Source organism: Rhodospirillum sp. A1_3_36 (assembly GCF_047263945.1).
Taxonomy (GTDB): Bacteria; Pseudomonadota; Alphaproteobacteria; order Rhodospirillales; family Rhodospirillaceae; genus Rhodospirillum.
Genome location: NZ_JBLAVB010000002.1, coordinates 56,613 through 77,208 on the forward strand (window position 1 = coordinate 56,613; position 20,596 = coordinate 77,208).

15 protein-coding genes are annotated in these 20,596 nt (G+C 62.2%); 4 read left to right on the forward strand and 11 right to left on the reverse strand.

Annotation, left to right across the window (positions count from 1 at the left end):
• Window positions 1-124 precede the first annotated feature (124 nt).
• The 3 genes from ptsP to ACLIRY_RS04905 all read left to right on the forward strand — a co-directional run bounded on the left by ptsP (window position 125) and on the right by ACLIRY_RS04905 (window position 5,437).
• On the forward strand, window positions 125-2,662 hold the full coding sequence (gene ptsP, locus ACLIRY_RS04895) for a phosphoenolpyruvate--protein phosphotransferase (protein ID WP_413204243.1): 2,538 nt from the start codon (window positions 125-127) through the stop codon (window positions 2,660-2,662).
• Window positions 2,659-3,621, forward strand: a complete 963-nt coding sequence (pfkB, locus tag ACLIRY_RS04900) for a 1-phosphofructokinase (protein WP_413204244.1) — start codon at window positions 2,659-2,661, stop codon at window positions 3,619-3,621. Before ptsP ends, pfkB begins: the two co-directional genes overlap by 4 nt.
• Before the next feature lie 67 nt (window positions 3,622-3,688).
• The gene (locus ACLIRY_RS04905) at window positions 3,689-5,437 is read left to right on the forward strand and encodes a PTS fructose transporter subunit IIC (protein WP_413204245.1); all 1,749 of its coding nucleotides are present in this window, start codon (window positions 3,689-3,691) and stop codon (window positions 5,435-5,437) included.
• A 236-nt stretch (window positions 5,438-5,673) separates the two neighbouring features.
• Here the strand turns inward: ACLIRY_RS04905 and ACLIRY_RS04910 are convergent, their stop codons facing one another.
• The 11 genes from ACLIRY_RS04910 to ACLIRY_RS04960 all read right to left on the reverse strand — a co-directional run bounded on the left by ACLIRY_RS04910 (window position 5,674) and on the right by ACLIRY_RS04960 (window position 19,452).
• The gene (locus tag ACLIRY_RS04910) at window positions 5,674-5,886 is read right to left on the reverse strand and encodes a cold-shock protein (RefSeq protein ID WP_413204772.1); all 213 of its coding nucleotides are present in this window, start codon (window positions 5,884-5,886) and stop codon (window positions 5,674-5,676) included.
• A 516-nt stretch (window positions 5,887-6,402) separates the two neighbouring features.
• Complete coding sequence (gene galE / locus ACLIRY_RS04915) at window positions 6,403-7,401, reverse strand: UDP-glucose 4-epimerase GalE (protein WP_413204246.1); 999 nt, start codon at window positions 7,399-7,401, stop codon at window positions 6,403-6,405.
• 60 nt (window positions 7,402-7,461) lie between these two features.
• Window positions 7,462-8,700, reverse strand: a complete 1,239-nt coding sequence (locus ACLIRY_RS04920; RefSeq protein WP_413204247.1) for a glycosyltransferase — start codon at window positions 8,698-8,700, stop codon at window positions 7,462-7,464.
• A gap of 388 nt (window positions 8,701-9,088) precedes the next feature.
• On the reverse strand, window positions 9,089-10,591 hold the full coding sequence (locus ACLIRY_RS04925; RefSeq protein WP_413204248.1) for an amidase: 1,503 nt from the start codon (window positions 10,589-10,591) through the stop codon (window positions 9,089-9,091).
• A gap of 346 nt (window positions 10,592-10,937) precedes the next feature.
• On the reverse strand, window positions 10,938-12,320 hold the full coding sequence (locus tag ACLIRY_RS04930) for a M20 family metallopeptidase (protein WP_413204249.1): 1,383 nt from the start codon (window positions 12,318-12,320) through the stop codon (window positions 10,938-10,940).
• Window positions 12,321-12,352: 32 nt separating this feature from the next.
• On the reverse strand, window positions 12,353-13,933 hold the full coding sequence (locus ACLIRY_RS04935) for a gamma-glutamyltransferase (protein ID WP_413204250.1): 1,581 nt from the start codon (window positions 13,931-13,933) through the stop codon (window positions 12,353-12,355).
• Window positions 13,926-14,963 carry an ABC transporter ATP-binding protein gene (locus tag ACLIRY_RS04940; RefSeq protein ID WP_413204251.1) on the reverse strand — a complete coding sequence of 346 codons (1,038 nt, stop codon included), beginning with the start codon at window positions 14,961-14,963 and terminating at the stop codon, window positions 13,926-13,928. The genes ACLIRY_RS04935 and ACLIRY_RS04940 overlap by 8 nt, the downstream gene beginning before the upstream one ends.
• Window positions 14,960-15,961: an ABC transporter ATP-binding protein gene (locus ACLIRY_RS04945; RefSeq protein WP_413204252.1), complete on the reverse strand. Its 1,002-nt coding sequence runs from the start codon at window positions 15,959-15,961 to the stop codon at window positions 14,960-14,962. Before ACLIRY_RS04945 ends, ACLIRY_RS04940 begins: the two co-directional genes overlap by 4 nt.
• 9 nt (window positions 15,962-15,970) lie before the next feature.
• On the reverse strand, window positions 15,971-16,864 hold the full coding sequence (locus ACLIRY_RS04950) for an ABC transporter permease (protein WP_413204253.1): 894 nt from the start codon (window positions 16,862-16,864) through the stop codon (window positions 15,971-15,973).
• 4 nt (window positions 16,865-16,868) lie between these two features.
• Window positions 16,869-17,786 (reverse strand): ABC transporter permease, encoded by a 918-nt coding sequence (locus tag ACLIRY_RS04955; RefSeq protein ID WP_413204254.1) that lies wholly within the window; start codon window positions 17,784-17,786, stop codon window positions 16,869-16,871.
• Window positions 17,787-17,907: 121 nt separating this feature from the next.
• Window positions 17,908-19,452 (reverse strand): ABC transporter substrate-binding protein, encoded by a 1,545-nt coding sequence (locus ACLIRY_RS04960; RefSeq protein WP_413204255.1) that lies wholly within the window; start codon window positions 19,450-19,452, stop codon window positions 17,908-17,910.
• A gap of 140 nt (window positions 19,453-19,592) precedes the next feature.
• Between ACLIRY_RS04960 and ACLIRY_RS04965 the strand changes: the two genes are divergently transcribed.
• On the forward strand, window positions 19,593-20,372 hold the full coding sequence (locus tag ACLIRY_RS04965; RefSeq protein WP_413204256.1) for an IclR family transcriptional regulator: 780 nt from the start codon (window positions 19,593-19,595) through the stop codon (window positions 20,370-20,372).
• Window positions 20,373-20,596 lie beyond the last annotated feature (224 nt).

Genomic DNA, 20,596 nt, shown 5'->3' on the forward strand with positions numbered 1-20,596 from the left:
TTACCATGACGGCAATATTGCTGCAACGCAAAATACTGTAATAACTCATTATTTTTAGAAAATGCGATTGCAGGAAAATTTGTAATCGATTACATTTCTAAAAACGCCAAGGAGGATACACGCCATGCCCGCACCCCATCCCACCCCCTCGCCCCTTTCCTGCCTAGCCCGACTGGGCGCCCATCCCGACGGGAAAGAGGCCGCCATCCGCGAAGCCTGTCAGATGCTGGCGGCGGCGGGATGTGTGGACGCTCCCTTCGAGGAGAGCATGTTGAAACGGGAGGCCGTCGCGGAAACCTACCTTGGTCATGGCGTCGCCATCCCCCATGGCATGGTGGAAGACCGCGGCCAGATCCGCCAAGATGGCGTCGCCATCCTTCAAATTCCGGAAGGCGTGACCTGGAACGACGGTCAGACCGTCCATCTGGTGGTCGCCATCGCAGCGGGATCGGACGCCCACATCACGATGCTCCGCCGCTTGACCGGGCTTTTGCAGGACGAGGAACGTCTGGGCGCCCTTTTCACCACCAAAGACCTGTCTGAACTCCGGGACGCCTTTGGTCAAACCGCGATGCAGGCCTCGGCCTCCCCCAACGCTGACCCCGCCGGGGAAGCCCGGGACCTGGACGTCTCCTTCACATGGCAGGTGGACTACCCCTCCGGCCTACATGCCCGACCGGCCTCCTCCTGGGTTGAAGCCGCGCGGCTGGCCCAGGGCCGCGTCCAAGTACGCCATGGCAACGAAACCGCCGACGCCAAGGCTCTGGTCGCCCTCCTGGGGCTTGGACTCCGCGTCGGAAACGACATCACCATTTCCGCAGACGGTCCCGACGCCCAGTCCGCACTCGACCACATGCGGTCCGTTATCACGGGACTGAGCGCCCAGGAAAAAGCCGACGCCGAAAAGGCCGCCGGACAAGCCCGGGTGCCCATCGACGCCTGGACCCCTCCCGCAGACGCTGCGGCGACTGTGATCGACGGCCTGGGCGCCAGCCCCGGCCTGACCATCGGTCCGGTCCACGTCCTGTCGACCAAGGATTTGGAGGTCCCCGACCTGCCCGTTCCCCTCGGCGAAGGGGGGAACCAATTGCACGATGCCCTGACGGTCACGCGCAAGCGCCTGGAAGTGCTGGCCGACGACACGGTTCGCCGCCTTGGCGAGTCCGAAGGCCGGATCTTCATTGCCCAGGCCGAATTGCTCAACGACATCGACCTCATCACCCTGGCCTGTCAGTACATGGTCGAGGGCCAGGGCGTGGCCAAGGCCTGGAATGGGGCCGTCGAGGAGATGGCCAAGCGCCTGGAATCCGGTAGCAATGCCCTGCTGGCGGCCCGGGCGGCGGACCTGCGCGACGTTGGATTGCGGGTCCTGACCACCCTGCTGCCCGACCTGGCCTCTGGGACCCTCGAGAACCTTCCCGACACCCCCTGCATCCTCCTGGCGGAAGACCTCGCGCCCTCGGACACTGCGGGCCTGGATCCGGATCGCGTCCTCGGATTCGCCACTGTTCAGGGGGGACCAACCTCCCATTCGGCGATTCTCGCCCGAACCCTGGGTCTGCCCGCGGTCGTCGGATCCCACGCCGACCTGCTGAGCACGCCGTCGGGCACCTTGGCCATCCTCGACGGTATGGCTGGTCGGCTGTACCTCTCCCCGACGGAAGAGGCCCAGGCCTCTGCCCGCACTTGGCTCGACACCCGCGCCAAGCGGGCCGAGCGGGAAAAGGCCGAGTTGGGCCTGCCCGCAACAACCGGAGATGGCCATACGATGGAAATCTCCGGCAATGTCAATCGACCCGACCAGGTGGAGCTGGCCCTCTCCCATGGGGCCGAGGGCATCGGCCTGATGCGGACGGAGTTCCTTTTCCTGGAACGCAGCACCTCGCCCACGGAAGATGAGCAATACGAGACCTATCTGGGCATGCTCGACGCCCTGGATGGTCGCCCCCTGATCGTCCGAGCCCTGGACATCGGCGGGGACAAACAGGTCCCGCACCTGGACCTCCCCCGCGAAGAAAACCCCTTCCTTGGGGTCCGCGGCGCCCGCCTGCTTCTGCGGCGCCCCGACCTGCTGGTCACCCAATTGCGCGCCCTCTATCGGGCCGCGAAAGGCGGACGCCCCCTGTCGATCATGTTCCCGATGATCACCTCTGCGGGGGAAATGATCCGCCTGCGCGCCGTGGCAGAGCGGGTCCGGGCCGACCTGGACGCCCCAGTGCTGCCCCTGGGGGCCATGGTGGAAGTTCCTGCGGCGGCTGTGAGTGCTGACAGTCTGGCCCGCCATGTGGACTTCTTTTCCATTGGCACCAATGACCTGACACAATACACCCTGGCCATCGACCGCCAGCATCCGGAACTGGCGAAAGAAGCCGACAGCCTGCATCCCGCCGTGTTGCGCCTGATCCGGGCCACGGTGGAGGGTGCTGCCAAACAGAGCCGTTGGGTCGGTGTCTGCGGTGGCATCGCCGGCGATCCCTTTGGCGCGGCCTTGCTCACCGGGTTGGGCGTGAACGAATTGTCGATGACGCCCCGCGACATTCCCGCCGTCAAGGCACGGATCCGGGGCACCACCCTGGTGGCCCTCCAAGCCCTGGCCGAAGAGGCGCTCGCCTGCGAAACCGCCGAAGATGTGCGGGCCCTGGACCGGGGAGCAGACCAATGACCCCCCCCGTCGTCACGGTGACCCTGAACCCGGCCATCGACCTGACCGTGGTCGTCCCCAACCTGCGGATCGGCGACGTCCACCGTGCCCGCTCGGCCCGGAGCAACGCCGGGGGAAAGGGCGTGAACGTGGCCGGATGCCTCGCCGATTGGGGTGTTCCGGTGATCGCCACCGGCCTGTTGGGCGCAGACAATCAGGCGCCTTTCATCGAGTTCTTTGCCGCAAAGGGCATCATCGACCGCTTCCAACGGGTGCCGGGCGAGACCCGGACAAACATCAAGATCGCCGACCCCGAGCGGAACGAGACCACGGATGTGAACCTGCCCGGCCCTCCGGTAGAGGACGCAATCCTCTCCCAGTTGCTGGACGACCTCGACGATCTTATCACCCCCGGAACGCAAATCGTGCTCGCCGGCAGCCTACCCGCCGGGCTTCCCGACGACAGCCTCGTTCCCATGGTCACCCGCTTCCGCGACCAGGGAGCCCGGGTTACCCTGGATAGCAGCGACGCCCCCCTGGCTGCGGCCCTGGCGGCCGGAACCGGATCCCTTCCCCATTGCATCAAGCCAAACCGGCAGGAGCTGGAGACCTGGGCCGGACATCCCCTTCCGGATGATAGCGCCCTCCTCTCTGCCGCCCGGGCCCTGATCGACCAGGGTATCGCGCTTGTGGTCGTCTCGCTTGGCGCGGAAGGAGCCCTCTTCGTCACGAAGGATCAAGCGCTGAGGGGACAGTTACCGCCGCGCAAGGCCCTCAGTACAGTGGGTGCCGGAGATGCCATGGTCGCCGGACTGGTCGCCGCCCACGGCTCCGAAAGCACGTTAGAGGACACCGCTCGCCTTGGCCTAGCCTTTGCTGCGGCGAAGCTGGAGACCGTCGGTCCCCATCTGCCCGACCCCGGAGCCGTGCACACCCTGGCCCAACTGGCCCAGATCACCTCGCTTGCCCCTTTGGCCTGACAAGACCCTTAAGCAGGTCCGTCTCTGTAATCGATTACAAATAGAAAAAATACAGGAGGATTCAACTATGTCACAGGTACTCGCTGTCATCGCGGCGGGCGATCAAAGCACGCAGGCCACCCTCGCGGCGGAAGCGCTCCGGAAGGCTGCGGTAACCCTTGGCCAGAGTGTGACCATTGAGATCCGCACCGCCCTTGGAACCCAGGGAACGCTCCCCTCTCCCCTGCCTCAGGACGCCTCCACCGTCCTTCTGATTGGAAACGGTGACCACGGCGCAGATCGGTTCTCGGGCCTACGCACCATTCCCCTCCCGTTGGCAGAGCTGCTCGACAACGCGGGTGCCGCCCTGGCCAAAGTGACCACCGGTTCCCCTGCGGATCAGTCGACCTCCGAGGGGCGGAAGCGGATTGTGGCCATCACCTCCTGCCCAACCGGTATCGCCCATACCTTCATGGCCGCCGAAGGCATCGAGCAGGCGGCCAAGGCCCTGGGCCATGAGATCCGGGTCGAGACCCAGGGATCCGTCGGCGCCCGAGACGAATTGACCGCCGAAGAAATCGCCGCCGCAGACATCGTGCTGATCGCCGCCGACACCCAGGTGAACCTCGACCGCTTCGAGGGCAAGCGCGTCTTCCAAAGCGACACCAAGGCCGCCATCGGCGCTGGCCAGGATCTGGTGCGCCGCGCCCTGTCCGAGGCCACACTCCAGGGCAACGAGCCGGGCACGCCGGGAACCGCCCCCTTGAGTGAGCGGGTGAAGGCCGAGAAGGCCGCAGCCGCAGCCAAACGGAGCGGCCCGTACAAGCACCTGATGACCGGTGTGTCCTTCATGCTGCCCTTCGTCGTCGCGGGCGGCCTGCTCATCGCCATCGCCTTTGCCATGGGGGGTATCTACGTCTACGACGACGCCCACGCGGGCACCCTCGGTCAGGCCCTCTTCCAGATCGGCGCCAAGGGTGGCTTTGCGCTGATGGTGCCGGTCTTGGCTGGCTATATCGCCTATTCCATCGCCGACCGTCCGGGCATCGCGCCGGGCATGATCGGCGGCATGATGGCGAGTTCCCTGAACGCCGGTTTCCTCGGCGGCATCGTCGCGGGCTTCATCGCCGGCTATGCCACCTCCTTCCTGAATCGCCATATCACCCTGCACCGCAACCTTGAAGGCCTGAAGCCGGTGCTGATCCTGCCGCTTCTGGGGACCCTGGTGACGGGCCTGCTGATGATCTATGTGATCGGCACCCCCGTGGCCGAGATCATGGCTGCCTTGACCGAATGGTTGAAAAGTCTACAGGGCGGTAGCGCCATCTTGTTGGGCCTGATCATCGGCGCCATGATGGCCTTTGACATGGGCGGCCCGGTCAACAAGGCGGCCTATGCGTTCTCGACCGGGATGATCGCCAGCGAGATCTATGCGCCGATGGCTGCGGCCATGGCTGCGGGCATGGTGCCCCCGCTGGCGCTGGCGCTGGCCACCAAGGTGTTCCCGGATCGCTTCCTGCCCGAAGAGCGCGAGGCGGGTGGTGCGGCGGCTGTCCTTGGTATTGCCTTCATCACCGAAGGCGCCATCCCCTTTGCCGCCCGCGACCCCCTGCGCGTCATCCCCTCCCTGATGGTCGGCTCGGCCGTGACCGGTGCCATTACCATGGCCCTGGGAGTGGGGCAGAAGGTTCCCCACGGCGGCATCTTCATCCTGCCCATCCCCAATGCCGTCACCAACGTCGGCGGCTATGTGGTGGCCTTGCTGGTCGGTATCGCGGTAACCACCGTCCTGTTGCGCCTTCTGAAAAAACAGGTCCCCCAGGTCATCGCCGAATAAGACAAAGGGGGGACGTTCCTGATCCGAGCGTCCCCCCTTTTTTTGCGGCCCGGATTATGCGCCAATAAATCGGCGCCATCTTCCAAACAGACAAACACCCTGTCCAGGGAATGCCCCGGACAGGGTGTTTGTTTTAGCGATCCAACAAGGCGTCATCCCAACGCGTCCGAACTTGGCGTCTGCTTAAATCAGCCGCGACATCGTCCGAACGGAAGGAAGCACCTCATCCGCCGTTATCAGCCAAGATCCTTGAGGTTCGCGGCAGACAACTTGTGGGTTTTGGGATCGGAGATAACGTCGAAGCCCAGCTTTTGGCCTTCGCGCAGATCGCTCATGCCAGCCCGCTCGACGGCGCTGATGTGAACGAAGGCATCGCTGCCACCTTCATCGGGACTGATGAAGCCGAAGCCCTTCTGAGCGTTAAACCATTTGACGGTTCCCGTAGCCATTTGGGAAACCCTTTCATCGATAGAGGTCATGCGCATCGCATTGGCGAGGCGCGGATATTGCCGATTTCTTGGAAGGAAAATCTTGGGCTTGGCGAGAATTATCCACGCTCAACCAAATCTTCTAACCTTTGAATGACGGCTGCGGTTATAGGGCATTTCGAGGATTAGGTGAAATCAATTTCCGGAAAACTTTCCATATTTGTGATTCTACTCAATTCCTTGAGTCATTTTATGATCCAAACGTGGTCCTATTCTTGATCAATAAAGTCAAAAAACTGCTTTGCAACAAAGAGTTAGAAAAATTTATGAAAAGAGCGCCGCTCACAAGATTTTTTTTAAAGCCGGTGATGGATCGAGGTCGACAGTTAAGTCCGAGAGGCCTTCGTCGGCGGAAACATCCCCTCGACTCGACCAATCAAGACCCACAGCCAACACCTTCCGGACGAAAACCACATAGAGCGATATGCGTGACGCTTTGGTCACTTCAATCGCTCTATGTGGTTAAGAATGAAGACATTAGAGTTCGAGCTGCGCGCAAAAATCGCTGGTATGCCAGGCCCAGGCATCTGCAAGGATAGAGATCAAATCACTGCGCTGGGGCATCCAGGGCAGAACGGTCTGCGCCCGGCGTGGGTCCCCCACTAAGATGGGAGGGTCTCCGACGCGACGATCCTGAATTTCCGTCGGGACAGGCACGCCCGCCACCTCTTCCAGGGCTTTAACCACCTCCAAAACCGAAACTCCCACCCCTGTTCCAAGGTTGAGAAGGACGGACTCTCCCCCCCCCAGCAATCGCTTGAGAGCGGAGACATGGGCTGCAGCCAAATCGGTAACGTGAATAAAATCGCGAATGCATGTTCCGTCCGGCGTGGCGTAATCAGTCCCATAGATCGAGAAAGCCTGCCGCTTGCCCATGGCGGCCTGGATCACCAACGGAATCAAATGGATTTCGTTTCTATGCGCCTCGCCCAGCTCTCCAGAAGGAGCCGCCCCAGCCGCGTTAAAATACCGAAGGGTCGTCCACTTCAACCCATGGGAGGTCCCACTATCGGATATCACCTGTTCGGCCATAAATTTCGAACGACCATAGGGGGTGAAAGGGGCGCAGGGGTGCTCTTCAGACACGGGCCAATGGTTCAACAGGCCATAAGTTGCCGCCGTGCTGGAAAAGATCAAGGCTTCGACTCCGGCCTCAACCAAAACGTCAACCAAGACGAGTGTTCCATTCACATTGATGTCGTAAAAAAGGATCGGCTGACGAATGGACTCACCGACCTCAATCCGTCCCGCAAAATGCAGGGCCCCCGCAGGATTGTACGTCTGAACAATCGATTTCAGGCGTTCTCGATCTCGGATATCGCCAATTTCCAGGGGCCCCCATTGCACCGCCCATTCATGCCCATTGGAAAGATTATCATAGGTAATGGGCGTCCACCCCTCTTCAGCAAGGGCCTTACAGACATGGCTTCCAACATATCCAGCCCCCCCGGTTACAAGAATGTTCTGCGACGACATGAAAACAGGCCTTTCTTGATTTTATCAATATTGACTTTTAGACCGAGAAGAAAATGATCGCTACAATCTGTTCGGGATTACCCGGGATTTTCTCAAGGTGTCATGGGGAATTTCCAGTTCGCACAAAGCGGCGACGGTTCGGCAGGCCTGCCGCCAATCGAAGTCACGCCGAACGGCATCGGGCGGCGCGGGAGGCTCCGCCAGCGCCGCGTGAAGAGCTGTGATCGCACTCTCGGTATCCGTAAAGAAATGGGTATTGGGGTAGGCCCGAAAGGGGACGTTCGCAGGACATTCCGGGATGACGACATGCCGCCCCGCCACCAGCGCTTCCGCCGTGGTCGTACACAGGACTTCGCTGCGCGAGGGATTAAAGAAAACGCGATACGGCGCGATCAGCGTCCAAGGCTCTGCTGAAGGTCCTAAAAAGGTGAGCGGTGCCCCCTCTGCCCGGGCCTTCTCATGGACCGCATCCTTGTCCGCACCATCGCCAATCACGTCTATGGCCAGACCCGAGCGCTTCGAAACCTCGATGACATCAGCAAGCCCCTTCTCCCAAATCAGGCGGCCGAGAAAATACACCGCTTTCGTATCCTCGCCAACGGGCGGAACGGCGACCCAAGGAGCGGTAACACCGGTCACACGCGCTTCGCGCATATGATCGCCGATATCGACGACCTCTCTGACCGCGCCAGACAGCGGCACGGCGATATCCGTATGCCGCAGGATCCGACTTCTGTGATAGCGCGTCACCAGCCGAGACGCTCCCCGCGCAAGCCACTGCGGAACGCCACGATTGGCATGAGCGGACCGCACGTAATCCTCGTAATTGGTCATGACAATGCCGAGGACCCGGTTCGCAGAAAGACGTCGACGCGGTGTTGTCCATGGCAGCCAAGCCAGATGTTCCGGCTCGTGCAGCACCAAGGCCCGGGCCGGAGGCGTCACCCGGAAGACGTCAACCATCGGCACGATGGAGCGCGCGAGCCACCACACGCGCGCCTTATATGAGACGATATCAGGAAGCGGCGGGCAACCGATCCGGTCCGCCTCAAGGTGCATCGCTTCGGCCTGTTCGGCGAAGGTCCGATAAATTGGCTCTCCCCACAGGCGCTGGCAGGCTGGTTCCACCCAAGGGACAACATAGATGACGCTGAGGCCCATCGCCTTAAGGCCGGCTGCGTGCCAAAGGGAAAAATACGAAGGCCCCGTCCGCCACGGCAAGGCCGCGGTCGAGATCACCGCCACATCATAGGGCTCGCCGTTCCGCATCGAATGTTGACCGGTCACTCGACCCTTCATGGCGCATACCTTTTGGCGACTGGCCCTTTGGCGACTGGCCCTTTGGCGACCGGGCTATTCCGTTCTCTCGGCATGGAGCGCCCGCTGTGATCATATTTTGGAAATATATCCGACTTAGGAAAGAAGGCCCGCGATTTCTTTGCATGTGACACCCAAGCGGTCCCTAAAACCTCAGTTGGTGGTCTTTGCATGTCCAAACGGTTATATTTGGTCAATACCGGATTTGAACGAGTTGACTTTAAACACGGTACACGAAAGGGGCGTTTTTCCGTTACGGGGCTTTGCCCCGTCCCCCACTGGGGCCGAAAGGCCCCAGACCCCAAGCCATAAAAAAATGGGGGCTTGGGCTCTTTGAGCAGGTGGAGAGAGAGGTGCAAATGCCCGAAGATCAGGCAAACCCCATGAAACCGGGGGCCTCGCGCAGAGGGGGAGCGGAGCGGAGCATCTCCAGGTCCACCCGGGGCGGTTGAAGGGCCTCCACACCGGAGAACAGGGCTTCCAGCTCTGCGGCCACCGCAAGGGTCTTCAGGTCCCCCCCCTTGGGACCAATGATCTGCAAGCCAAAAGGCAGCCCCAGCCGGTCCCGCCCGGCGGGGATGGTAACGGAGGGATGCCCGGCCAGGGTGGCAGCATAGGCCATGGCCAGCCAATGGTAATAACTCTTCGTCGGCACACCGTCTATGTCCGCAGGATAGAGTTCATGCCAATCCCGGGGACTAAGGGTCACGGCTGGCGCCAGGACGACATCATGGGCCGCGAAGAACCCTTGCCAGTTCCGGTACAGACGCCCCTGGATCAGCAGAGCCTCGGTCACGTCCAAGGCCGAATAGCCCAAACCCTCCTCCACATTGTCGCGCACATTCGGGCCGACCTTGTCCGGATGGTCCAGGACCCGCCGATGGTGCTGGGACAGGAAACTCACCGCCCGCAGGACTGAAAAGGCCCGGTCTGCCTCGTCGCAATCGGGATGATCCTGCGCCACCTCCCCAAAAGCAGAGCTGAACAGCGCCAGCTTGTCCTGGAAGCTGTCCCGAATCACCCGCTCTGTCGGGGCGAAGCCGAGATCCTCCGTCACCGCGACCCGCAGGGATGACAGATCCACCCGGGGCAACCGCTTGAAATCCTTCGGATCCCCATGGAGTCTTCCCTCCACCAGGGAGGTCCAGGGGTCCAGGGGATCGGCGCGCATCTGAACCGATAGCATCAGCGCGGTATCGGCCACGGTGCGCGCCATCGGCCCGTTGGTCGGCAGGGGGATCAAGGCGACGCCCCGGCCATCGCCCGGCACCACACCCGGCGAGGGGCGGAAGCCGACCACCCCGCAGAAAGCCGCCGGATTGCGCAGACTGCCGCCGGTATCCGATCCGGTGGACAGCATGGTCATCCCCGTCGCCAGGGTCACCGCCGACCCACCGGAGGATCCCGCACAGGTCTTGGTCAGGTCGTGGGGATTGGCCGTCGCACCATAGACCCGGTTCCGGGTATTGCCTCCGGCGCTCCATTCCGGATTGTTGGTCTTGCCCAGGACCACGGCCCCCGCCTGTTTCAAGGCCGCAACCATGGGATCATCCCGGGTCACCCAATTGTCGGCGAACAGCTCCGATCCGTAAGTGGTCGGCAGACCGGCCACATCCACCATGTCCTTCACCCCCAAGGGTAGGCCATGCAAAGGCCCCAAGGGCTCCCCCGCCATCACCTGCTCCTCGGCCTTCCGGGCGTCCGTCATCACCCGGTCGAAATCATGGGCCACCAGGGCGTTGACCGCCGGATTGACGGCTTCCACCCGGGCAATGGCCGCCTCGGCCAATTCGACGGGAGAGAGGGCCCGGCGCCCAATCAAACGTCGGGCCTCCATGGCGGAGAGGGAGAGGGGATCGGTCCGGTCTGTCATCAGCGGGTCTCGTGAAGTTTAGAGAGCATTTCGCGCAAAACCGGGAACCAGCTTTGCGCATAAAAATGCGATAAAACGAGGTCCTAGAGTATCTGACCTCTGTCACAGCACGGTACACAACAGTGTCACGTCGTTTTTGGGCGATTGCCCAAACCCATTTGGGGGCAAATGCCCCCAAACCCCCATTTTTCTTCTACAAAGTAAGAGCCTGGGGTCTGGGGCCGTTCGGACCCAGTCTCGCCAAAGAGGGGGGGGAACGGGGCAAAGCCCCGTGACGGGAGTCGTATACCGTGATGTCACAAATCAGGCCAGATCCTCTTAGGACAGGACGGGGTGGGAGGCGACATCAAGCAACCGAGGCGCCAATATCCCAGAACACACCGGTCATCATGGCCAAGGCTTCCCGGGACTGGGACAACAGGATGTGCTCGTTCGGGGCATGCTGGGAGCAACCCGGATAGGAATGGGGGACCCAGACCGTCGGCATGCCCAGGATCTCAGAGAACGCCTGATTGGGGATCGATCCTGCCAAGTTCGGCAGAAGGGCGGGACGCTTGCCCGTGGTCTTCTCGATCGAGGCCGCAACCCGTCCCACCCAAGGATGGGTGGGATCCAGGCGGGTGGCAATGAAATCCGCCTGTTCGGAGGGAACCACGGTGACCTCCGGAAAACCTTCCCGGTCCAAATGGCGGCGCAGGGCGGGGAGAATATCATCCCGATCCGTGCCCACCACGTAGCGGAGCTGGCAATGGGCCACGGCATTGGGGGCGATGGCATTGACCGGCGCTTCCGGGACACCGCTGGTCTGGGCCAAAACGGCGAAATTGTTCCAGCCGAAGACCCGTTCTGCCGGGGTCAGACTTTCCTCCCCCCAATCAGTATCGATGGCTGGCCCTCCCCGCCCTTCCACCGGGCAATCGGCAATGGCCTCCTTGACCTCGGGGGTCAAGCTGGTGGGCCGCCATTCGGGGATTTGGATCTGCCCCCGCCGGTCAACGATCCGGGCGATGGCATGGGAGAGAACCACGCCCGGATCCTTGAGCAGTCCGCCCCAGTTGCCCGAATGGTGCGCGCCGTCGCGCAGGTCCACCCGCAGGGTAAAGTTCACCGCCCCCCGAGAGCCCATGAACAGCGTCGGCCGCTCCGGGGTCAGTCGGGGGCCGTCCGAGGCAATCAGCACATCGGCGGCGAACAGCTCGGAATGGGCGGCGAACAGCTCCGACAGGCCAGGGGATCCCGCTTCCTCACCCATTTCCAGGATGATCTTAACGTTGAAGCCCAGCCGTCCCCGGGTGGTGATGACCTTGTCGAGGGCAGCGATATTGATGGTGTGCTGCCCCTTATTATCGGCCACGCCCCGACCATAGAAGCGATCTCCTTCGACAACCCCGGTGAAGGGAGCCAACCCCTCCCGCCATTTGCCGGTCTGGGCCCGGATCACGTCCCCATGACCGTAGATCAACACGGTTTCCAAGGCCGGATCCTCGATCCGTTCCGCCTGCAAGAAGGGGACCCCCTCCATGACCGGGTTGGGCAGGATGCGCGTGGTAAACCCCAGGTCCTTCAGAACCGGGATCATCTCCTCGGTCAGGTAGCGGACCAGTTCCCCGCGCTGGCCGATCTCCTGGCTTTCGGTCTGGAATGCCACACGGCGGGACAGATCGGCAACGAAACCGCCGGACTGGAAGTATGTATCAATGGCCGCAAGGGCCGTCTCTCGGGTGGTCATGGGTAAACGATCCTTTCTTGTTTTTGTTCTGCCTAATCCAGGGCGGGCTCAGGTTCAGCCACCGCGTCCCCCCAGGGAGACATGATTTCCGTACACCCCATGTTCAGGCCGCCCTGCCGCAGCACGCCCGCCGGACAGGCGAAGGCATAGGGGAAAACGGTCCGCTTTGTGGTGACGGTGGGGGCCACCTCAGCCAGGGCATCCAGCACCTTTGGCTCCAGGGCCTCATCGGCGATCAGGGTCTCCCCGCCGCTGACATCGACGCGGGGCTGGTGGAAGGCCTCTTCCAAGGACAGGCCATGGTCCATGAGGAAGGACGTCAGATGCAGCACCGCAGGCAGGATCTTCCTCCCCCCCGAGGCGCCCAGGGCAAAGCGCCGCCCGTCCTTTTCGCCGATGGCCGGACAGACGTTCATCAGGCAGCCCTTGTCCGGCGCAAGGGAATTGGGCTTGCCCGGCTCCGGATCGAACCACATGACGCCGTTGTTCATCAGCAGACCCGTGCGGGGCGAAAGCACCTTGGACCCGAAGACAGACAACAAGGTCTGGGTCACGGCGACCATATTGCCGTGCCGATCCACCACGCTGAAATGGGTGGTGCAGGCCGGGGCATGGGGTGCCTCGCCGTGGCCGCGCTCTGTCAGACGCGCCGCGTAGACCGCCTTCAGCGCGCGCGCGAGGGCGGCGTGGGAGGTTGGATCCGGTTTCGGACCAGGGGTAAAGGCGCCCTCCAGCATGGTCAGGCAGTCGACCAGTTCCAGCCCGGCGGTCAGCCCGCCCGCCGCATGGACCACGCCCCCCCGATAGGACGCGGTGCGGGTGGGCAGGACTTCGGCCCGGTAGGCCGCCATGTCGTCGAGGGACAGGACTCCCCCCTTGTCTCGGACATCGGCCACCATGGCCCGGGCGATCTCGCCGGTCTGGAAGTCGCCGGGGCCCGCCAGGGCCAAGCGATCCAGGGTGTCGGCCAGGCGGGACTGGTCCAGGCGTTTGGCGGACAGGGCCGTCCATCCGGCAATCGTCGGCCAGCATCCGTCTTCCAAAAACAGGGCCGCAGCGTCCGGATCCCGCGCCAGCTCCCGGGTGGCCGAAGCCATCATAAGGGAGGCGTACCAGTCCACCAGCAGGCCCTCGCGGGCCAGGGAAACCGCCGGCGCCAACAGCTCCGCCCAGGGGAGTCGGCCATGGCGGCCATGGGCCAGCCCCATGCCCGCGACGGTTCCGGGAACAGCGATGGACAGGGGACCGGAGACATTGCGATCCTCGACCACGCTGGCCCAGGGGAACAAATCCGAGGCCCGGCCCGAGCCCTCCAGCGGGAAGGCAGCGGGATCGAGGCTTCGGGGGGAGCGCATGCCGAAGAAGACGGTCTCCGCCCGGCGCTCGGCCGCGCGCCAGATGACCATGGCACCGCCCCCGGCGGGACCGCTCATCCAGGGTTCCACAACCCCAATGGCAAAAGAAGTGGCCACTGCGGCATCAATGGCGTCGCCCCCGGCGGCGAGGACCTCTGCCCCCACCTCCGCAGCGCGGCGGTGCTGGGCGGCAACCACCCCTCCACGCGCAGGGACGACCACCTTACGGACCTGTTGGGAGGAGGAGAAATTATGCATGAGTCACCATGGCCCGATCAGGCGCTCCCTCTGGCGGATAAAGGGGCATGTCCCGGTCGCCATACAGGTGGCAGCGGACACGGGATTTGTGGTCGGCGATGCGAGGCGGCCATGCGCTGGAACAGATGTCCCGGACTTCGGCGCAGCGGGGATGGAAATGGCACCCCTTGGGCGGATCGATGGGATTGGGATAGGCCGCCCCCAGATGGGTGTCCGGCACGCCCATCGACGGATCCGGCGTCAAGACGGACTCCAGCAAGGCCTTGGTATAGGGGTGACGCGGTCCGGCAAACAGGTCGGCCGCAGGCGCCTCCTCGACGATCTTGCCCAGGTACATGACCGCCACGGTGGTGGCCAGATGCTCCACCACGGCCAGGTTATGACTGATGAACAGGTAGGTCAGATCCAGTTCGGACCGCAGGTCCGTCAGCAGGTTCAGGATTTGGCTCTGCACCGAGACATCCAGCGCGGAGGTGGGCTCGTCACAGATCAGGATTTCAGGCTTCATCACCAGGGCTCGGGCGATGGCCACCCGCTGACGTTGGCCACCGGACATCTGGTTCGGCGTATTGCGCCGCGCCCGCTCCGGCAGGCCCACCAGATCGAGCATCTCGGACACCTTGCGGGCCCGCTCGGCATGATCCCCAATCTTGTGGACCACGAGAGGCAGGGACACGATTTCCTCCACCGTTTTCCGGGGATTGAGGGAGGAATAGGGGTCCTGGAAAATGGGTTGGATCCGGCGACTGAACTGGCGCCGGTCACCGGGAGCGACCTCCTTGCCATCAATGAGGACAGCACCGCTTGTCGGTGCTTCCAAGCCCAGCAGAATCTTGGCCAGGGTGGACTTGCCACATCCGGACTCGCCCACCAGTCCCAACACATCCTTCTTGCGGACCCGCAGGTTCACCCCCCCCAAAGCATGCAAGGGTTTGGGTTTGGCGAACAGGCCCGGACGGACCTGATAGGTCTTGGTGATGTCGGTCAATTCCAAAACGATGGGCTGGACTGCGGATTTGGACCTGCTCATGCCGGGATCTCCCTGCCTTGGGTTTGGGCCTGGGCGTGGACGCAGCTATGGTGATGGCCATCCTGATCATGGATGGGAATGGGCCCGGCGCAGGCCTCCTGCGCCTCCGCACAGCGCCCCCGGAAGGCGCAACCCTCAACTTTCCCCACCAGGGAGGGCACGATACCGGGAATGGAGCCCAGGTGATCCCCAGGCCGGGTCTTACCCGGCACGGGGATGCAGGAGAGCAAGCCCCGGGTATAGGGGTGATTGGGTGCGTCGAAGACGGCGCGGGCCGGACCCCATTCCACCACTTCGCCCGCGTACATCACCGCAACATGGTCAGCAATGCGCGCCACCACGCCCAAGTCATGGGTGACCAGGATCAGGGCCATGTTCATTTCCCGCTGCAGGTCCTTCAACAGGCGCAGAATCTGGGCTTGGATGGTCACGTCCAGGGCCGTTGTCGGCTCATCGGCGATGATCAGCTCGGGTTCGCACATCAGGGCCATGGCGATCATCACCCGCTGGCGCAGGCCGCCGGACAGTTGGTGCGGGTATTGGGACAGGCGGCTTTCCGCAGCGGTGATACCCACTTTGCCCAGCAGGTCGACGGCTCGCGCCCGCGCCTCCCCCTGCGACACCGGTCGATGGAGCGTGAGCGCCTCGATCAACTGGTCACCGATGGTGTAGGCGGGATTCAGGGAGGTCATGGGCTCCTGGAAGATCATCGCCATGCGGTCGCCGCGCAGGTGGCGCATGTCCCGTTCCGATTGGGCCATCAGGTCGATGCCTGCGAAGGACAGGGTCTTGGCCGAGCGCTTCAGGGTCTTCCCCAGCAGGCCCATGACCGCCAGCGAGGTGAGGGATTTGCCGCTTCCAGACTCGCCCACGATACAAAGCGTCTCTCCGCGCCGCAGGGAGAAGTCGATGCCCCGCACCGCGTGCAGCGTCCCCTTGGCCATGGGGATGTCGATGGTCAGCCCCTCGACGCGCAGGATGGGTTCTTGGTTGTCCATGATCACCTCCTATCCCCGGTTTTCGGGTGCTGTGACGTCCCGCAGACCGTCACCCATCAAGTTGATCGCCAGGACCAGAACGAACAGGCAGACCCCAGGAATGGCGATCAACCAGGGTTCGAACAGCAGCATGTTCTTGCCCTCGGAAATCATCAGACCCCAAGAAGGCGTGGGGGGTTGCACACCCAACCCCAGGAAGGACAGTGCGGCCTCCAGCAGGATCGCATGGGCCATCTCCAGGGTCAGGACGACGATCAGATTGTTGACCACATTGGGCATGATCTCCGATAGCAGAACGCGCAGGGTCGAACAGCCCACGGCCTTGGCGGCGTTGACATATTCGAGATCACGCACCTGCATGACGGAACTTCGCATGACCACCGCGAAGCGGTCCCAGAGCAGCAGACCCAACACGCCGATGACGACATTCAGCGATCCGCCCAGCAGGGCCACCACGGCCAGCGCCACCAGCACCACCGGCATGGCCAGGCGCACGTTGATCAGGAAGGACACGACCATGTCCACCCGGCCACCGAAATAGCCTGCTGCCACACCCAAGGTCGTCCCGATCAGGCCGGAAATAACCGCCGCAGCCAGACCGATCATCAGGGAAATCCGTGCCCCGTACAGCAGACGGGCCAGATAATCGCGCCCCAGGTGATCGGTCCCCAGTAAATGGGAGGGATCTGTCCCCTCCATCCAAAAGGGTGGTTTCATCCGGGCAAACAGATCCTGGGTATAGGGATCATGTGAGGTCAACACCGGGGCGAAAATGGCCAAAACCACGATCACCAGAAGGGTCCCGGCGCCAAACAGGAATCCGCGATGGGGCAAAGCCCGACGGAAGAATTGCGCGAGACGGGTCTCCCGGGGTAACTCCTGTATATATTCGGTTGTGCTCATGGTTTCACCCCACCCGCATGCGCGGATCCAGCCAGCAATTGACCAAATCCGAAAGGAACGTGAAGACGACGTAAAAGCCGGAGAAAATCAGGATCAAGGCCTGTACCGTCGGCAGATCATTGCGACCGATGGATTCCCAGGCCAGATAGCCCGCGCCGTGGAGGGCGAAAATGGACTCCACCACGACGGAGCCCCCCAGCATGAACCCCATCTGCACGGCGGACAGGCTGACAACCGGCACCACGGCATTGCGCAGGGCATGTTTGAACACCACCCGACCAGGAGAGGCCCCCTTGGCCCGGGCCGTCCGGATGTAGTCTGCCCCCATCACATCCAGCATGCCCGCCCGGGTCAGGCGCATGATCGCGGGCATGGCGTAATACCCAAGAACGATGGTGGGCATGACGAAATTCTGCCAATGCTCGGAGCCGGATGGGGGCAACCATCCCAGTTTGATGGAGAACAGGACGACCAGCAGCAGGCCAAACCAGAAGCTCGGCATGGCCTGCCCCATCACCGACAGGAACAGGGCCAGTCGATCCACCAGGGAATTGGGCCGCAAGGCCGCTGCAACCCCCAAGGGAATGGCGACGACCAGGGCAAAGAGAATGGCACAGACACCCAAGGTCATGGTCACCGACAGGCGATCGCCGATCAGCTCCGACACGGGCATCTTGAAGTAATAGCTGTCCCCCAGATCTCCCTGCAACGCCCCGCCTAACCAATCGGCATACTGTACGATCATCGGCCGGTCGAATCCGTAGTGCTCCCGCACTGTAGCGATATCCTCGGCACTGGCGCTTTCTCCGGCGATGGCCGCAGCCGGATCGCCGGAGAGGTAAAGCAGACTGAAACTGAGGGCGGAGACGGTGAGACCCACGAGGATCGCCAACCCCAGGCGCTTGAGCGTGAACGCAAACATGGCCGCTCTCTTCCGATTGGTTGTGGACGGGGATCACAGTCACCCCGAAGGACGAACCCCGACGGGGGGACCGCAACGGAATGGGAGGGACCGAACCCCGGCCCCTCCGGACTCCACGCGCCTACTTCCAGGAGATGTCGTAGAAGCGCACCAACGCGTCGGGGGTCGGCGTGAAGTCGGCGTCCTTATTGAAGACGTAATTGGCGTTATAGGAGAACAACGGCAGCCAATAGACTTCGGCGGCGATCTTCTTGAGCGCCTTGGAATAGTTCTCCTTGCGAGCCGCTTCGTCGACAGTGGTATCGGCAACCTCCAGCCAGTCGCGCACCTCTTCGTCGCGGGCATAATCCAGGGTTCCGAACTTGAAGAACTGGCTGGTGATAGCGGTGACATCGTTGATCGAATAGGATCCCCAGGTCTGGAAGGAAATGGAGGATTCCCCCTTGTCCCGCAGATCCCGAAGGGCCGAATACTGCATCATCTTCAGATTGGCCTTGATCCCCACCGCAGACAGGTAGGACATGATGGCTTCGGCATAGGTCTTATCCCGATAGGCGTTCAAGTCGATCTCGAAACCGTCGGGATAGCCCGCTTCGGCCAAAAGGGCTTTGGCCTTTTCCGGGTCGTAGTCATATTTTTCGACGTCCTGCTCGCATCCGAACTGGCTGGGATAGCAGGCGGAGTCCACCACTTCCGACGCCCCCTTCAGCAGGTTGTCCACGATGGCCTTCCGGTCGATGGCATGGGCGATAGCCTTCCGAACCCGAACATCCTTGAACGGGGTATCACCACTGCGCCCTGCGGCGTCCATTTCCAGGTAGCCGATGCGCATGGTCGCGCCATTGACAACAGTGAGCTTGTCCATCGCCGCAAGCTTTTCCGCCTGATCTGCGGGGACGCCCCAGATGAAATCCAAACCGCCGGAGAACAGTTCGGCCATCTGGGTGTTGATGTCTGGAATGGTGCGGATATCAACCGTCCCAATCTTCGCCGCGCCCTTCGGTCCGTCGAAATAGCTCTTGTTGGCCTTTAGAAGGAAGTGCTTGCCCGGCTCCACGCTTTCCACGGCATAGGGCCCCGTCCCGACGGGCTTGAGAGCCATGCCCTGGGGGCCGACCTTGGCGTAGTACTCGTTGGGATACATGGGCACGGAGTTGGACAGGAAGGCCAAGGCCGCCGGGAAAGGCGCCTTCAGATGGATCCGGACCTTGTAGGGACCCAGTTTTTCGGCGCTTTCCATCCAGTTCACGTTCCGCTGGGTCACCGCGCCATTGTCCGGATTGGCCACAAAATTAACGGTATAGACCACGTCATCGGCGTCGAACGGTTCGCCGTTGTGGAAGGTGACCCCTTCGCGCAGGGTCAGATCCAAGGTCTTGTCGTCGACCCAGGTCCAATCGGTGGCAAGGTTTCCTTTATAGGTATTGGTCTCCGGGTCAAGGTAGACCAATCCGTCCCATACTTGTTGGGACATGATCACACCCTCTCGGGCGTTATTAAAATAGGCGTCGATGGATTCCAGTTCTTTGGTAAAGGCCACGTTCAAGGTGTCATCGGCTTTTCCAGCCAGGGCAGCGGTCGAGGCCAGGGTAGTCGCACCCATCAGGGCGGCCAAACCGACGGCGCCGAGGAAACGGGACTTCGAGGATACGGGGAGATGGACCATGGGTCAGTGTTCCTTCGCGTCATGCCGTTGAATTACATTATGATACTTGATACCGTATTATTCTTTAGCTTATTGTTTCGATGTCGCGCCTGTCAAGCGATCCGATTACTTTTTGTGCACCTGCGAAGGACGCCCACTTTATGGTCATGAAAAAGAAGGAAAAGCAGGACACCCTGTTCGTCGCCTCCCTGGAAAAGGGATTGCGGGTCATGGCTGTCTTTGGCGAGGATCACACGGAACTGGGGCTCCATGAGATCGCGACTCTGTCGGGCCTCGATAAAAGCGCCTGCCAACGCTTTGCCAATACACTCCACAAGCTGGGCTACCTCAGCAAGGATCCGGAGACTCGGCGCTACAGGCCGACCATCCGCTATCTGGAACTGGGGTCGGCCTACCTGTGGGCAGATCCCTTAGTCCAATTGGCGCTCCCCAAACTCATCGAACTGAGTCACGAGTTGGGCGAGCGGGTCAATTGCGCGCGACTGGTGGGCGAGGACATCGTTTACATCACGCGCATTCCCACGCAGATGACCAATTTCGGTGCGACGGTCTTGGGGCGACGCCTTCCGGCTTTGAACACGGCCAGCGGACGCGCCATTGTCTCTGCATTACCGCTGGAAGAACGACGCATCGCTGCAGAGACATGGCCCATCGTCTGCGCCACCTCGCGCACCATTACGGATCGGACGGTCCTGGCCGAAGCACTGGAACGGGCCGCCGGAGATGGATATGCCATCACTGAAAGCCAGAATCTGATGAATGAAATCGCTGTCGCGGCGCCCATCTACGACCGCAGCGGTCGACCTGTTGCCGCCGTTCAATGCTCCACCTCCAGCCTGAAGATGAGCGAGGAACGGGTCCGCGCCGAATACGCCCTGGCGATCATCGAGGTCGCCAATTCCATCCAGCCCCCCCGGTAGACGTAATCCGGACTTGCCCCCACCCCCCCCTTTTTTTAGCCCGGGGTCTGGGGCCTTTCGGCCCCAGTGGGGGACGGGGTAAAGCCCCGTGACGGGAAAACAGCTCCTGTCGTGGACCCTGCCGTAAGCCTCCCCTTCCGGGCCAGAAACACCGCTCCGAAAAACCAGAAGTGAGAGAGGAAAATCGAGCCGATGGACCCTCCGAAAAAGCGACGTGATTTTCC

What these genes read in the sequence shown, in the direction of transcription:
- ptsP (WP_413204243.1), top strand. Translation starts at nt 125, where the DNA reads ATGCCCGCACCCCATCCCACCCCCTCGCCCCTTTCCTGCCTAGCCCGA.
- pfkB (WP_413204244.1), top strand. Translation starts at nt 2,659, where the DNA reads ATGACCCCCCCCGTCGTCACGGTGACCCTGAACCCGGCCATCGACCTG.
- ACLIRY_RS04905 (WP_413204245.1), top strand. Translation starts at nt 3,689, where the DNA reads ATGTCACAGGTACTCGCTGTCATCGCGGCGGGCGATCAAAGCACGCAG.
- ACLIRY_RS04910 (WP_413204772.1), bottom strand. Translation starts at nt 5,886, where the DNA reads ATGGCTACGGGAACCGTCAAATGGTTTAACGCTCAGAAGGGCTTCGGC.
- galE (WP_413204246.1), bottom strand. Translation starts at nt 7,401, where the DNA reads ATGTCGTCGCAGAACATTCTTGTAACCGGGGGGGCTGGATATGTTGGA.
- ACLIRY_RS04920 (WP_413204247.1), bottom strand. Translation starts at nt 8,700, where the DNA reads ATGAAGGGTCGAGTGACCGGTCAACATTCGATGCGGAACGGCGAGCCC.
- ACLIRY_RS04925 (WP_413204248.1), bottom strand. Translation starts at nt 10,591, where the DNA reads ATGACAGACCGGACCGATCCCCTCTCCCTCTCCGCCATGGAGGCCCGA.
- ACLIRY_RS04930 (WP_413204249.1), bottom strand. Translation starts at nt 12,320, where the DNA reads ATGACCACCCGAGAGACGGCCCTTGCGGCCATTGATACATACTTCCAG.
- ACLIRY_RS04935 (WP_413204250.1), bottom strand. Translation starts at nt 13,933, where the DNA reads ATGCATAATTTCTCCTCCTCCCAACAGGTCCGTAAGGTGGTCGTCCCT.
- ACLIRY_RS04940 (WP_413204251.1), bottom strand. Translation starts at nt 14,963, where the DNA reads ATGAGCAGGTCCAAATCCGCAGTCCAGCCCATCGTTTTGGAATTGACC.
- ACLIRY_RS04945 (WP_413204252.1), bottom strand. Translation starts at nt 15,961, where the DNA reads ATGGACAACCAAGAACCCATCCTGCGCGTCGAGGGGCTGACCATCGAC.
- ACLIRY_RS04950 (WP_413204253.1), bottom strand. Translation starts at nt 16,864, where the DNA reads ATGAGCACAACCGAATATATACAGGAGTTACCCCGGGAGACCCGTCTC.
- ACLIRY_RS04955 (WP_413204254.1), bottom strand. Translation starts at nt 17,786, where the DNA reads ATGTTTGCGTTCACGCTCAAGCGCCTGGGGTTGGCGATCCTCGTGGGT.
- ACLIRY_RS04960 (WP_413204255.1), bottom strand. Translation starts at nt 19,452, where the DNA reads ATGGTCCATCTCCCCGTATCCTCGAAGTCCCGTTTCCTCGGCGCCGTC.
- ACLIRY_RS04965 (WP_413204256.1), top strand. Translation starts at nt 19,593, where the DNA reads ATGGTCATGAAAAAGAAGGAAAAGCAGGACACCCTGTTCGTCGCCTCC.